The sequence below is a fragment of the Flavobacterium sp. ACN2 genome (assembly GCF_002303885.1).
Classification (GTDB): domain Bacteria; phylum Bacteroidota; class Bacteroidia; order Flavobacteriales; family Flavobacteriaceae; genus Flavobacterium.
Genome location: NZ_MRCM01000001.1, coordinates 283,256 through 297,851, shown reverse-complemented (window position 1 = coordinate 297,851; position 14,596 = coordinate 283,256). Strand labels below are relative to the sequence as shown.

The 14,596-nt window shown below is 32.6% G+C and carries 15 protein-coding genes; 13 read left to right on the top strand and 2 right to left on the bottom strand.

Going from position 1 to position 14,596, the window contains the following annotated elements; translation table 11 throughout:
- The first annotated feature begins 64 nt into the window (after window positions 1-64).
- Window positions 65-2,068 (top strand): NAD-dependent DNA ligase LigA, encoded by a 2,004-nt coding sequence (gene ligA, locus BSF41_RS01200; protein ID WP_095927708.1) that lies wholly within the window; start codon window positions 65-67, stop codon window positions 2,066-2,068.
- Window positions 2,058-2,747 carry a hypothetical protein gene (locus tag BSF41_RS01195; RefSeq protein WP_095927707.1) on the top strand — a complete coding sequence of 230 codons (690 nt, stop codon included), beginning with the start codon at window positions 2,058-2,060 and terminating at the stop codon, window positions 2,745-2,747. The genes ligA and BSF41_RS01195 overlap by 11 nt, the downstream gene beginning before the upstream one ends.
- Here the strand turns inward: BSF41_RS01195 and BSF41_RS01190 are convergent.
- Window positions 2,737-3,648, bottom strand: a complete 912-nt coding sequence (locus BSF41_RS01190; protein ID WP_095927706.1) for a bifunctional UDP-sugar hydrolase/5'-nucleotidase — start codon at window positions 3,646-3,648, stop codon at window positions 2,737-2,739. The genes BSF41_RS01195 and BSF41_RS01190 overlap by 11 nt on opposite strands.
- Before the next feature lie 45 nt (window positions 3,649-3,693).
- Window positions 3,694-4,473, bottom strand: a complete 780-nt coding sequence (locus BSF41_RS01185) for a 5'-nucleotidase C-terminal domain-containing protein (protein WP_095927705.1) — start codon at window positions 4,471-4,473, stop codon at window positions 3,694-3,696.
- A gap of 47 nt (window positions 4,474-4,520) precedes the next feature.
- Between BSF41_RS01185 and BSF41_RS01180 the strand changes: the two genes are divergently transcribed.
- From BSF41_RS01180 to coaE, 11 genes are all read left to right on the top strand, one after another.
- Window positions 4,521-5,033 (top strand): hypothetical protein, encoded by a 513-nt coding sequence (locus tag BSF41_RS01180; RefSeq protein WP_095927704.1) that lies wholly within the window; start codon window positions 4,521-4,523, stop codon window positions 5,031-5,033.
- Window positions 5,034-5,045: 12 nt separating this feature from the next.
- On the top strand, window positions 5,046-5,927 hold the full coding sequence (dapA, locus tag BSF41_RS01175) for a 4-hydroxy-tetrahydrodipicolinate synthase (protein WP_095927703.1): 882 nt from the start codon (window positions 5,046-5,048) through the stop codon (window positions 5,925-5,927).
- A 141-nt stretch (window positions 5,928-6,068) separates the two neighbouring features.
- Window positions 6,069-6,863, top strand: a complete 795-nt coding sequence (locus BSF41_RS01170) for an outer membrane protein assembly factor BamD (RefSeq protein WP_095927702.1) — start codon at window positions 6,069-6,071, stop codon at window positions 6,861-6,863.
- A gap of 9 nt (window positions 6,864-6,872) precedes the next feature.
- On the top strand, window positions 6,873-7,190 hold the full coding sequence (locus BSF41_RS01165) for a DNA-directed RNA polymerase subunit omega (RefSeq protein WP_008463064.1): 318 nt from the start codon (window positions 6,873-6,875) through the stop codon (window positions 7,188-7,190).
- Window positions 7,191-7,197: 7 nt separating this feature from the next.
- The gene (gene coaBC, locus BSF41_RS01160; protein WP_095927701.1) at window positions 7,198-8,412 is read left to right on the top strand and encodes a bifunctional phosphopantothenoylcysteine decarboxylase/phosphopantothenate--cysteine ligase CoaBC; all 1,215 of its coding nucleotides are present in this window, start codon (window positions 7,198-7,200) and stop codon (window positions 8,410-8,412) included.
- 69 nt (window positions 8,413-8,481) lie between these two features.
- Complete coding sequence (locus BSF41_RS01155) at window positions 8,482-9,366, top strand: DUF4835 family protein (RefSeq protein WP_095927700.1); 885 nt, start codon at window positions 8,482-8,484, stop codon at window positions 9,364-9,366.
- Between the two features lie 58 nt (window positions 9,367-9,424).
- Complete coding sequence (recN, locus tag BSF41_RS01150; protein ID WP_095927699.1) at window positions 9,425-11,077, top strand: DNA repair protein RecN; 1,653 nt, start codon at window positions 9,425-9,427, stop codon at window positions 11,075-11,077.
- Between the two features lie 8 nt (window positions 11,078-11,085).
- The gene (locus BSF41_RS01145; RefSeq protein ID WP_095927698.1) at window positions 11,086-11,607 is read left to right on the top strand and encodes a tetratricopeptide repeat protein; all 522 of its coding nucleotides are present in this window, start codon (window positions 11,086-11,088) and stop codon (window positions 11,605-11,607) included.
- A gap of 22 nt (window positions 11,608-11,629) precedes the next feature.
- A complete protein-coding gene (fabV, locus tag BSF41_RS01140; protein ID WP_095927697.1) occupies window positions 11,630-12,820 on the top strand; it encodes an enoyl-ACP reductase FabV in 1,191 nt (396 codons plus the stop codon).
- Window positions 12,821-12,946: 126 nt separating this feature from the next.
- Window positions 12,947-13,945, top strand: coding sequence for a glycosyltransferase family 2 protein (locus BSF41_RS01135; protein ID WP_095927696.1), 999 nt, complete (start codon window positions 12,947-12,949; stop codon window positions 13,943-13,945).
- A 2-nt stretch (window positions 13,946-13,947) separates the two neighbouring features.
- Complete coding sequence (coaE, locus tag BSF41_RS01130) at window positions 13,948-14,544, top strand: dephospho-CoA kinase (RefSeq protein WP_095927695.1); 597 nt, start codon at window positions 13,948-13,950, stop codon at window positions 14,542-14,544.
- Window positions 14,545-14,596 lie beyond the last annotated feature (52 nt).

Genomic DNA, 14,596 nt, shown 5'->3' with positions numbered 1-14,596 from the left:
AAAAATAAATTCTAATTTTGATATTCAGTTTAACATTATTATAATCTGCAATATTTTACTATTTATGAGCATTCAAGAGACCATTCAAGCATTACGAAATGAACTTAATCAACACAACTATAATTACTATGTGTTAGACAATGCTACAATTTCAGATTATGATTTTGATATTAAGCTAAAAGAGCTTCAGGATTTAGAAAATAAACACCCAGAGTTTTTTGACGAAAATTCGCCAACTCAGCGAGTAGGAGGAACTGTTACCAAAAATTTCAAAACCATACCGCATCAATACAGAATGTATTCTTTGGATAATTCTTATTCTAAAGAAGATCTTTTAGATTGGGAAAACCGCATTCAGAAAGTTTTAGGAAACGTAAACTTGCAATATACCTGCGAATTAAAATATGATGGAGCCTCAATAAGTATTACGTACGAAAACGGAAAATTAGTTCAGGCCTTAACGCGTGGAGATGGTTTTCAAGGAGATGAGGTAACGAGCAACATAAAAACCATAAAATCAGTTCCGTTGCATTTGAAAGGAAATTATCCTGATAAATTTGACATTCGTGGAGAAATTATTCTTCCGTTTGCTGGTTTTGAAAAAATGAATCAAGAATTAATAGAAATTGGCGAAACTCCATATTCAAACCCAAGAAATACCGCTTCGGGAAGTTTAAAATTACAAGACAGTGCTGAGGTAGCCAAACGCCCGCTAGAATGCTTGCTATATTTTGTAACAGGAAACAATCTGCCTTTTAAAACACAATATGAAGGACTAGAATTAGCCAGAAGCTGGGGCTTTAAAGTTCCAAAAGAAGCAAAACTAGTTAATAGTATGCAAGAAGTTTTTGACTTCATTGATTATTGGGATGTTCACCGTCATAATTTGCCTTATGAAACAGATGGAGTTGTTGTAAAAGTCAACAGCATTCAGCATCAGGAAGAATTGGGGTATACAGCAAAATCGCCACGTTGGGCAATTGCTTACAAATTTAAATCAGAACAAGTTTCAACTAAATTAAAATCAATTTCGTATCAAGTTGGAAGAACTGGAGCTATTACACCAGTTGCTAATTTAGAACCTGTTCAGCTAGCTGGAACTATTGTAAAAAGAGCTTCTCTTCATAACGCCGATCAAATTGAAAAATTAGATATTAGAATAAATGATACTGTTTTTGTTGAAAAAGGAGGAGAAATTATCCCGAAAATCATTGCAGTAGATTTAGAGAAACGACCGGAAGATTCAGAAAAAACGCATTATATTACGCATTGCCCTGAATGTGAGACAGAATTGGTGAGAAATGAAGGAGAAGCAAATCATTATTGTCCTAATTTTTACGGATGTCCTCCGCAGATTATTGGAAGAATTCAGCATTACATTTCTAGAAAAGCAATGGATATTGAAGGACTTGGAGGAGAAACAGTGGCGCTGCTTTTCAAAAATAACCTAGTGCACAATTATGCCGATTTGTATGAATTGAAAGTTGAAGACATTCTGCATTTGGAAAGAATGGCTCAAAAATCTGCTGAAAACTTGGTAAATGGAGTTCAGAGATCAAAAGAAATTCCGTTCGAAAGCGTATTGTTTGCACTTGGAATTCGTTTTGTTGGAGAAACAGTGGCTAAAAAACTAGCCAAACATTACAAAAACATAGATGCTTTAGCACAGGCTTCTTTAATGGATTTAATTTTGGTTGATGAAATTGGAGAAAGAATTGCTAAAAGTGTTATCGAATTCTTCGAAAATGAAGAAAATAGAAAAATTATTGAACGATTAAAAAGTTATGGAATTCAATTTGAAATTGAAGAAAAAATAAACCCAAATGCTACTGATAAATTTGTTGGAAAAACTTTTGTAGTTTCTGGCGTCTTTAGTCAATTTTCTAGAGATGAATTAAAGAAGGCTATCGAAGATAACGGAGGAAAAGTAGGAAGCTCAATTTCTGCAAAAACAGATTTTGTAGTCGCGGGAGATAATATGGGACCAGCAAAACTAGAGAAAGCAACAAAGTTGAACATCACTATATTATCAGAAGAAGACTTTATAAACAAATTGAATGAAGCCTAATAAACCATCATTAATTTTGTTCTTTTTCGGCTTGTTTTGTACCATCATTTTTGATTGGACAGAACAAGATGTTTTTGCGACATATGCAAAAGCCATTGTTCTCCCTGCTATTTTTATTTATTATTTAATTAGCAGTGAGTTTCAAATGGGGAAAACAGAAGGATTGATTTTTTTATTCTGTTTTGTTGGACAAGTTTATGATTTAATGGATGTTGAGAGCTCTGAATTAGGAGGAGTACTCAGTTTTCTAGTTGTTTATAGTTTAATCGTCACTATATTTATTCGACAGCACGAAAGAATCAGATTAACCAAACGCGATATTCTGCCTATTTCTATTGTAGTTGTTTTTATCGTCTATTTGTTAATCTCTGTTTTGAGCCTGCAGCTCGACAGTATGAGAAAATTTATTGTAATATACACCGTGTACGGAATCGTTCTGAGTATATTGAGCTATTTCTGTTTTGTAAGTTACATCACAAAAGGAACACATATAGCGCTACTGATGTCGCTCATGGCTATAAGTTACATTTTCTCAGATATTTTTTATATTTTTAATGAATATTTCTCGTATTCTATTGTTTTAGTTTTAATACGAGATACAACTCAAATTCTAGCTTATTTCTTTATGGTAGAATACTTTTTAGAAAAAGCTAGAATTCAAAAAAAGACTATACAATAATAGTTGCACTTTGGTTTGTATGCGCTTTGTTTTTATCAAAATAGAAATCGATACGGCCTAAATTAATTCCGTAACACCCAACTTGATTAACAAGAACCTCTTTTCCGGCCTTATTCTTTACAATTGTAGGTTTGTCTAAGAAAGTATGCGTATGTCCTCCAATAATTAAATCAATGTCTTGCGTTTGTTCTGCAAATGTCAAATCACTAATTTTTGTTGCATCATCTTTGTATTTATAACCCAAATGCGAAAGACAAATTACCAAATCACATTTTTGTTCTTGCTTTAAAAGTTTTGTCATATCCTGAGCAACTTCAACTGGATTATTGTAAACCGTTTCAAGGTATAGTTTTTTGTCTACTAAACCTTGCAATTCAATTCCGACACCAAAAACACCAACCTTAATTCCATTTTTATTAAAGATTTTGTACGGTTTCACATGTCCGTCCATAACCGTGTTTTTAAAATCGTAGTTAGAGTTGATAAAGTCAAAAGTTGCGTGCGGAAGCTGAGCATATAATCCGTCAAGACCATTATCAAAATCGTGATTTCCAATTGTAGAAGCATCATATTTCATCATACTCATCAATTTGAATTCTAATTCACCTCCATAATAATTGAAATATGGTGTTCCCTGAAAAATATCACCAGCATCCAATAAAAGTACATTCGGATTTTCTTTACGAATAGTTTCAATCAACGTTGCACGACGAGAAACACCACCTTTGTTAGGGTTACGCGGATCATCAGCAGGAAAAGGGTCAATGTGGCTATGCACATCATTAGTATGTAGAATCGTTAAATGCTTAATCTCGTTACTTTCAAAACTGCTCAAAGACAATCCTAAACTTAATAGGGCAGTACTCGCTGCTGTTTTTTCGATAAACTCTCTTCTTTTCATTTTATATATTTTTTGCAGAAATGCTTTGCTTGTTTTTTATAATTTTTATTCCTCTGTGATTCTGATATTTTTTGGAGCAACTACTGTGTCAACTTCTTTAAAATAATCAATCAATACATCTCTAAGCTTGTAGTTTAAGTCAAACTTTTGAATGTTTTTTGCAAAGAAAGTCATGCTGTCTCCACCATTTGCCAAGTAATCGTTTGTTGCAACATAGTACGTTTTGTTTAAATCAAGCGGTTTGCCTTGCACCATGATGTTTTTTGCCTTATTGTCTTTAGTAATAGTAAAAGTCATTCCGGACAATGGTTGAGGTTTTTTCTCCTTAATAATATAAGCAGCAATTTCTGAGATTTGCTCACCTTTTAAAGCGAGAACAACCAAACTGTTTTCGAAAGGCATAATTTCAAAAGCCGATCTTGTTGTAACATTTCCTTTTGGAAGAATAGCACGAATACCGCCATGATTTAAAAGACATAAATCGATATCTTTCTTTTCGCGAGCGTTAAAAACAATGTTTCCTCTTAGCACACAAACATCTGCCATCAAGCTTCCAATGCCAGTTTGCCATTTTCCAGTACTTTTGTCAAGAGTTTCTGGGCAATAAGCCAATACATTATCCAAATCTTTATTGATGTGATCGCGATAAGGCTTAATAAAGTTTTCAATTTCAGGAGTTTCTGCAGCTTTTTCAGTAACTGGGAGTTGTTTTCCTTCAATTTTAGTTAAATTGTAGTTATTCTTACTACAGGAAGAGATTAAAAAAAGTGTTAAGAATATAACAAAAAGTTTTAAAAATCCGTTATACTTTTTTAGTTTTACCATTTTAAATGCAACTTAAATAATTAATTTTGTAATCTAGTAAAAGTACTATGTTTTTGAATTATATAAAGGAATTTTTTGTAAAAAAATCATTAAATAATAATTTAAATAAAGAAAAAAGCGAAGTATTTACTAAAAACGTCCAATCAATTGGTTTATTGATAGATGAGAGCGATTTTGAATATTCGGAAGCACTAATAAAGGAGTTAACCCACCACGGAATTGCTTTAGAAAATATAAAAGTTCTTGCATACAAAGGAAAATTTAAGGAAAAAGAAACCTATTCTCGTCCAACTTTTGGTAATAAACACATCAATTGGAACGGAGAAATTACAGAAGGTTTCTTGAATGATTTTGTGAATTCAGAATTTGATCTTTTGTTGAGTTATTATAATGTCGAGAATAGTATTTTGATGTTAATCACAAGCAAGTCAAAAGCTAAATTTAAAGTCGGATTTTCTGCTGTAGACCAGAGGCTAAATCGTTGGATGATTAGTACAGAATTAGGAAGCTATAAACTATTCGTTTCCGAATTGTTTAGGTATTTAAAAAATATAAAATAAATTAATAATAATATGCAATCATTGATAGGAACTGGTGTTGCGCTTGTGACGCCATTTAAAAAAGATTTTTCAGTTGACATTGAGGCTTTACAGCGAGTTGTAAACTTCTCTATAGATGGCGGAGTGGAGTATCTTGTTGTGATGGGAACAACAGCAGAAAATGCAACCCTTACAGCAGAGGAGAAAGAGTTGGTTATAAAGACTGTAATCGATGTGAATAAGGGAAGATTGCCTCTAGTTTTAGGAGTTGGAGGAAATAATACTATGCAGATTGTTGAGGAGTTAAAAACAAGAGATTTTTCTGCTTTTGAAGCGATATTATCGGTTTCTCCATATTATAATAAACCAACTCAGGAAGGAATTTATCAGCATTTTAAAGCAATTGCTGAAGCTTCTCCAATTCCGGTAATCCTATATAATGTTCCGGGAAGAACGGCAAGTAACATGCTTCCTTCGACAGTTGTGCGTTTGGCTAACGATTTTAAAAATGTTGTAGCTATTAAAGAAGCGGCTGGAGATATGGCTCAAGCAATGCAGATTATTAAAAATGCTCCAAAAGATTTCTTAGTGATTTCTGGAGACGATATGTTGGCTTTGCCGATCGTTTTGGCGGGAGGAGCAGGTGTTATTTCTGTAATTGGACAAGGTTTTCCTAAAGAATTTTCAGAAATGATCCGTTTAGGACTAAATAAAAAAGCGGCTGACGCTTACAAAACACATTACTTTTTGTCAGACAGTATTGATATGATTTTTGAGCAGGGAAATCCAGCTGGAATCAAACAAATCTTCCAAGCCCTTGGAATTGCTGAGAATACTGTTCGTCTACCATTAGTTTCTGTTGATGAATCTCTAGCAACAAGACTAAATGACTTTGTGAAAAACAGCATTAAATAATTGTTAAAGTGTTAGTATTTTAAGATACTAAAAAATTATTTTGCAGTAGCTAAATTAATAACTAAATTTGCCACCGAAACTTCGGTGCGATTTCACTTTGGCATAATTAATTGTCTGAGAGATTGTAATAACAGTAAGAAAATGAAAAAAATAGTATCGCTATTAATTGTTGTAACTCTTTTTTATTCTTGTGGAGAATATCAAAAAGCGTTGAAAAATGATGATGTTGCAGCAAAATTTGAAGTGGCAACAAAAATGTATGATGCTGGTAAATACACAAAGGCGATCCGTCTTTTTGAGCAACTAGCCACTTCATACAGAGGAAAACCACAAGCAGAAAAACTGTTTTACATGTTTTCGCAATCGTATTATAAAACAAAACAATATTATTTAGCTGGTTATCAGTTTGAAGCTTTTGTTTCGGGATATCCAAGAAGTGAAAAAGTGCAGGAAGCTGCGTTTTTAGGAGCTTATAGTTATTCTAAGTTGTCGCCAGTTTATAGTTTAGATCAAGCAGATACTGTAAAGGCATTAGAGAAATTACAGACTTTTATTGAAAATTATCCAAATTCTGAATATATTCCTCAGGCAAATGAGACGGTACAGAAGCTAAATGGTAAATTGGAGAAAAAAGCTTACGAGAATGCTAAAGGATATAATACAATATCAGATTACAAATCGGCTTTAATAGCTTTTGATAACTTTATTGCTGATTTTCCTGGAACACCATTTAAAGAAGATGCGCTTTTCTATAAATACGATTCTGCATATAAATTGGCAATTAACAGTGTTCCTTCAAAAATGGAAGATCGTTTACATGTTGCACAAACATGTTATGCTAACTTATTGAAGTTTAAAAGCGATACGAAATATAAAAAAGAGGCAGAAGAAATGAATGCCAGAGTTGAAACAGATTTACAAAAATTTACTAAATAAAATAAAGTCATGGATTTAAAAAAGACGAATGCTCCTGTAAACACAATAACTTACAATAAAACAGTTATTGAAGAGCCAACAGGAAATGTGTATGAGGCAATTACCATTATGGCTAAAAGAGCAAATCAAATTAATTCAGAGATTAAAAAAGAATTGACTGAAAAATTAGAAGAGTTTGCTACTTACAATGATAGTCTAGAAGAAGTTTTTGAAAATAAAGAACAAATTGAAGTTTCTAAATTTTATGAAAAATTACCAAAACCACACGCTTTAGCTGTTCAAGAATGGCTAGACGGTAAAACTTACCACAGAAGTTCAAACAAATAATAGTACAATGTCAGTTTTAAACGGGAAAAAGATTTTACTGGGTGTTTCTGGTGGAATCGCAGCGTATAAAACAGCCACTTTAGTACGACTTTTTATAAAAGCAGGTGCACATGTCCAAGTGATCATGACACCTGCTTCTAAGGATTTTGTAACCCCACTTACATTATCTACATTATCAAAAAATCCAGTACATTCAAGTTTCTTTAATCAGGATGATGAAGAGGCAGTTTGGAACAATCACGTAGAATTGGCTCTTTGGGCAGATTTTATGTTGATTGCGCCTGCTACTGCAAATACTTTGTCTAAAATGGCTACAGGAAATTGTGATAACCTTTTAATTGCAACCTACTTATCGGCAAAATGTCCAGTTTATTTTGCACCAGCAATGGACTTGGATATGTACAAACATCCTTCAACTTTATCAAGTTTTACAGCTTTAAAACAGTACGGAAATATTATGATTCCTGCTGAAAGCGGAGAATTGGCAAGTGGTTTGTCAGGTGAGGGCCGAATGGCTGAACCTGAGAATATTGTAACTTTTCTAGAAGCTGATTTAGAAAGTAAATTGCCTTTAAAAGGAAAAAAAATACTAGTTACAGCAGGACCGACATACGAAGCGATAGACCCTGTACGTTTTATAGGGAATCATTCGTCAGGAAAAATGGGATTTGATATTGCTAATGAAGCGGCAAACTTAGGAGCAGAAGTGTTCTTGATTGCGGGACCAACTCATTTAAAAGCAAAAAATAGTCTGATAAAAGTGGTAGATGTTGTTTCGGCTCAAGAAATGTACGATGCTTGTCATTTGTATTTTAATGAAGTTGATGCGGCAATCGCTGCTGCTGCTGTTGCAGATTACAGACCTAAATTTGTTGCAGATCAAAAGATTAAAAAGAATACTGTAGAATTTTCGATAGATTTAGAGAAAACAAAAGATATCTTGTCTTCTTTGGGTGCTATCAAAAAAAATCAGTTTTTAATCGGGTTTGCATTAGAGACTGAAAATGAAATTGAAAATGCTAAGCTGAAAATTCAGAAAAAAAACTTAGATTTGATTGTTTTAAATTCCTTACAAGATAAAGGTGCCGGTTTTAAAAAAGAGACCAATAAAGTTACTTTTATTGATAAAAATTTTGAAATCGAACCTATGGAATTAAAATCAAAAGAATCTGTTGCGGCTGATATTTTGAATAAAGTTATTCTGCATTTTTCAAAATCATAAATTTAGAATATACGCCGAAAACATAAATTGGAAACAACTTATGTTATAAAATTAAATATCTAGACGATTATGAAGAAGATAGTTACGCTATTAGTATTTTTAAGCTTTGGTTTTGTACAAGCTCAGCAGTTAAATTGTACAGTGACTATTAATACAGAACGATTAACAAACCCAAATAATCAGGTTTTTAAAACGCTTCAGACTTCTTTGACTGAGTTTGTCAATAAAACAGACTGGACAGGCTCTGTTTTAAAACAAAATGAAAGAATAAACTGTTCAATGTATATTACTTTATCATCTAACAGTTCAGATCAATTCACTGGAACAATTCAAGTTCAGTCTTCGAGATTGATTTTTAATTCAACCTATTCTTCTCCAGTTTTAAATTACAACGATAAAGATTTTAATTTTAGATATACAGAGTATGAACCATTGTTGTTTAACCCAAGTACTTACGAGTCAAACTTGGTTTCTGTAATATCTTTCTACTGTTATGTGATTTTAGGAATGGATGCTGATACCTTTCAGATGGGAGCAGGAAATCCATATCTTCAAACCGCGCAAAATATTGCCAATGTTGCACAACAAGGAGGTTTTAAAGGATGGAACCAATCTGACGGACTTCAAAATCGATACTATTTAATTAATGATATGATTGCTCCAACCTATAGCGATTTGCGTCAGACTACTTATGCATATCATACAGGATTGGATGCAATGACATTGGATACAAAAGCTGCTAAGGAAAAAATCAAAAATGCATTAATGCTTATTGGTAAATTAAACTCTGTTAAACCAAATGCTTTTATAACCCGAGTTTTCTTTGATGCAAAATCAGATGAAATTGTTTCTATTTTTTCTGGAGGCCCAAGTATCACAATTACAGATTTAACCGATGTCTTAAATAGAGTTTCGCCGTTAAATTCTACAAAATGGTCACAGATTAAATACTAATCTCGTTTTTCATTTTTATCTTCGCTACTTTTTAACCTTATATTTTACAAATCGACCTATGATTACATCACTGTCAATTAAAAATTATGCTCTTATCGAAAAACTAGCTATAGATTTTTCTAAAGGTTTTTCTATAATTACAGGTGAGACAGGTGCGGGAAAGTCAATTATTTTAGGGGCTATTGGTCTTGTTTTGGGTAAAAGAGCAGATCTGACTTCATTAAAAAATAAAGAAGAAAAATGTGTTATTGAGGCACAATTTGAAATTGGAAAATATAATTTAAAGGAGTTTTTTGAAGCTAATGATTTGGATTATGAAGATGAAACGATCATTAGGAGGGAAATTTTACCTTCTGGAAAATCTCGTGCATTTATAAATGATAGTCCGGTAAATCTTCAAGAATTGCAAGATTTGAGTTTGTATTTGATTGATATTCATTCACAGCAGCAAACTCAAGAATTGTCAGATGAAAATGTTCAGTTTAAAATTATTGATGCCATTGCAAACAATAATGACATAATTGCTGAGTATCAGAAGTTGCTTAAATCTTATAAGTCAGATAAATCGAAGTTAAATGCTTTGCTTAAAAAACAAAGTGATGCTGGGAAAGAGCAGGAATATCATACATTTTTATTGAATGAACTGGTTGCGGCTCAATTGAAATCTGGAGAGCAGGAAGAGTTAGAAGCAGACTACGAAAAACTGAATAACGTCGAAATAATTAAAGAATCTCTAGATAAATCTTTGACAATTGCCAATGAAGAGCAATTTGGTGTTTTTCATAGTTTAAATGAAATGAAAAATGCCTTGCAAAAAGTGGCTCCTTTCTCTGTAGAATACCAAAATTTGTTTGAAAGAATAACAAGTTTGACTATAGAGTTTGATGATGTTTCTAAAGAATTGGAAAATTGCTCAGAAAAATTATTAAACGATCCTGCACAATTAGAATTGATCAACCAAAAATTGCAGTCGATTTATAATTTACAGAAAAAACATCAGGTAAATACTGTAGACGAATTGTTGCAAATTCAGTCCGATTTAGGAAATTCTTTGCTTGAACTTGATAATATGGATGAAGAAATAGCTTCACTGACTAAAATTATCGAGGAAAAAGCAACAGAGCTTGATATTTACGCATCAAAAATACATCAAAATAGATTAGATGCAATTCCAACACTATCAGCGCAATTGGTTTCAATTCTTGAGACTTTAGGAATGCCTAATGCACGTTTTAATATGGAATTACAGCCTTCTGAAACGTATTTTCAAAACGGAAAAGACGAATTGCAATTCTTGTTCTCAGCAAATAAAGGAACCGATTTTGGCTTGCTTAAAAAAGTAGCATCAGGTGGAGAGATGTCTCGTATTATGTTGGCTGTGAAAGCGATTTTAGCGAAATATTCAAAACTTCCAACTTTAATTTTTGATGAAATCGATACAGGAGTTTCTGGAGAAATTGCGATCAGAATGGGAGAAATCATGAAAGAAATGAGTGCCACAATGCAGATATTTGCCATTACGCATTTACCTCAAATTGCGGCAAAAGGAGATTCTCATTTTAAAGTTTCTAAGTCTACAGTTGGCGACGACACACAATCGGAATTGAAACTTTTATCGCAAGAAGACCGAATTATAGAAATAGCTCAAATGTTATCAGGAGCAAACATCTCTGACTCAGCATTAAATCACGCAAAAGAATTATTGAATTAAAATAAGGAATGGAAAGTTTGAGTTTTTACGAAAATCAATTTATTAAGGCAGACGCTTTAATTTCTGAAGGAAATTCAGCAGATGCAAAAGAGCTGCTGGAAGAAATTTTATCTCAGTATCCTGATTTTGGTAAAGCTCATAATCATTTGGGATGGATTTATTATAATAAATTAAGTGACTTCGAAAGAGGGATCTATCATTATAAATTGGCCATGAAGTTTGACTCTAAATATCCAGCTCCATATTTAAATTATACCTATCTGCTCATTGATATAGGGAGATATGCAGAAGCAAAAGAGCATATTAATTTTACATTGGCTAATTTAGAAAATGCAGATAACTCTACGTATAACAGTGAATTAGGGAGAATGGCGGAGTATGAAAGCCAATATACTAAAGCATTTAATTTTTATAAAGAAGCAAAGAGGAATGCATTAAACCCAAATTTTATTGACAATATGAAGGCTAATATGAAAAGGGTTAAGGATAAAATGTCTATTTTTGAAAAATTAAAACTGAAATTGAAATAATACAAAAAAAAATAATTGCAAGATGATTATAGAACCTAGAATGAGAGGATTTATTTGTTTGACTGCCCACCCAACGGGAGCTGAACAAAATGTAAAAAATCAAATCGAATACGTAAAATCTAAAGGAGAAATCGCTGGTGCTAAAAAAGTTTTAGTAATCGGTGCTTCTACAGGTTTCGGATTGGCTTCAAGAATTACTAGTGCTTTTGGTTCTGGTGCATCAACAATTGGAGTGTTTTTTGAAAAACCACCAGTTGAAGGAAAAACAGCTTCTCCAGGATGGTATAATTCTGCAGCATTCGAAAAAGAAGCTCATAAAGCAGGTTTATATGCAAAAAGTATCAATGGTGATGCGTTCTCAAACGAAATCAAAAGAGAAACTTTAGATTTGATTAAAGCAGATTTAGGACAAGTAGATCTTATAATTTATAGTTTAGCGTCTCCAGTACGTACAAATCCAAATACAGGGGTTACGCATCGTTCAGTTTTAAAACCAATAGGACAAACTTTTACAAACAAAACTGTTGATTTTCACACAGGAAAAGTTTCAGATGTTTCTATCAATCCTGCAAATGAGGAAGATATCGAAAATACAGTAGCTGTTATGGGAGGTGAAGACTGGGCAATGTGGATTGATGCCTTGAAAGCTGAAAATTTATTAGCTGAAGGAGCTACAACAGTTGCTTATTCTTACATCGGGCCAGCTTTAACTGAAGCGGTTTACAGAAAAGGAACAATCGGTCGTGCAAAAGATCACTTAGAGGCTACGGCATTTACTATCGAAGATTCTTTAAAATCTATCGGAGGAAGAGCGTATGTTTCTGTAAATAAAGCTTTAGTTACTCAAGCAAGTTCTGCAATTCCAGTAATTCCATTGTATATTTCTCTTTTGTATAAAATCATGAAAGAAGAAGGGATTCATGAAGGTTGTATTGAGCAAATCCAGCGTTTATTCCAAGACAGATTGTATAATGGTTCTGAAGTTCCTGTTGATGAAAAAGGAAGAATCAGAATTGATGACTGGGAAATGCGTGAAGATGTTCAGGAAAAAGTGGCTAAACTTTGGTTGGAAGCTACAACTGAAACATTGCCAGAAATTGGTGATTTAGCTGGTTACAGAAGTGATTTCTTAAATTTATTCGGATTCGAGGTTCCTGGTGTTGATTACAATGCAGACACTAACGAAGTCGTTGAGATTGAAAGTATCAAATAATATATTTTTACTTAGTAAAACGAAAAACCATCAGCCAAAAGTTGATGGTTTTTTTGTGAATATACCATATCTTTGTTAAAATTTTACAACAATAAAAATATACCCTTTAATAACGCACATTCTGCTATGATTTTTTCTTTAATTATACCCGTGTATAATCGTCCTGATGAAGTTGATGAGCTTTTGGAAAGTCTCTCAAAATCTGATTATAATGAAGCTTTTGAAATTGTTCTTGTCGAAGATGGATCTTCTATTCCATGTCGGGATGTAGTGATGAATTATCAAGGAAAATTAAATATATCATACTATTTTAAAGAAAACTCTGGTCCTGGAGATTCTAGAAATTTTGGGATGCAGAGAGCTAGAGGTGATTATTTTATCATTTTTGATTCAGATTGCATTATTCCATCACAATATTTAACTGAAGTTCGTAAAGAATTAGATGCAAATTATGTAGACTGTTTTGGAGGGCCAGATAAAGCATTAGATAGTTTTTCTGATATTCAAAAAGCCATCAATTTTGCTATGACTTCTTTCTTGACTACAGGCGGAATTAGAGGTGGTTCGGAGAAGATAAACAAGTTTCAGCCACGCAGTTTTAATATGGGGATTTCTAAGAAAGCTTTTGAGGCATCAAAAGGATTTGGAAACATTCATCCGGGTGAAGACCCAGATTTATCAATTCGTTTGTGGAATTTAGGCTTCGAGACAAGGCTTTTTAAAGAAGCTTATGTATATCATAAAAGAAGAATCGATTGGGAAAAATTCTCGATCCAAGTAAACAAATTTGGGATTGCGCGACCGATTTTAAATAGTTGGTATCCAGAGCATAATAAGTTAACTTTTTTCTTTCCAACTTTCTTTATACTCGGATTATTATTAGCTTTTTTATTGTTAATTTTCAATATCGATATTTTATTACAATTATATTTCGTATATTTCGTTATAATTTTTCTTACAGCCAGTATTCAAAATAAAAGTATCAAAATTGGATATCTATCTGTAATTGCAGTGTGGAAACAGTTTTTTGGTTACGGAACAGGATTTTTAAAATCCTACATTAAAGTAATTTTATTAAAGAAAAAACCACAAGAGGCTTTTCCGCGTATGTTTTTTAAATTATAAGAATGACAAAAGTTATTGGTCTTACAGGAGGAATTGGCAGCGGAAAAACGACTATTGCAAACTATTTTCAAGAATTGGGCGTTCCTGTTTATATTGCCGATGACGGTGCTAAAAGAGTAATGCAGTCAAAAAATATTCTGGCAGAAGTAAAATCTGCGTTTGGTGGCAATATTTTTGATAATGATATTTTAAATCGTGCTAAACTAGCTCAAATTGTTTTTAATGATAAAGAACAATTGGCAAAATTAAATGCGATTGTGCATCCAGCGGTAAAATTAGATTTTGATGATTGGGTAAAAGAGCACAAGAATAATGATTATGTAATGTATGAAGCTGCTATTTTATTTGAAAGCGGCCGATATAAAGATTGTGACGTAATTATAACCGTAACAGCACCCGAAGAGGTAAGAATTGATAGGGTTATAAAACGAGATAAAACCACCCGCGAAGAAGTTTTAAGTAGAATGAAAATGCAGTGGAATGATGAAAAACGAATTTCTAAGAGCAATTTCGTGATTAATAACAATAATCTTAAAAATGCTAAAGAAGAAGTTGTTAAAATTCTTAAAATTTTAAATATAAAACAAAAACAGTCTTAAATGTTAATATTTGGTTAATGTATTATTTAGTATATTGTTAAAATATTAATTT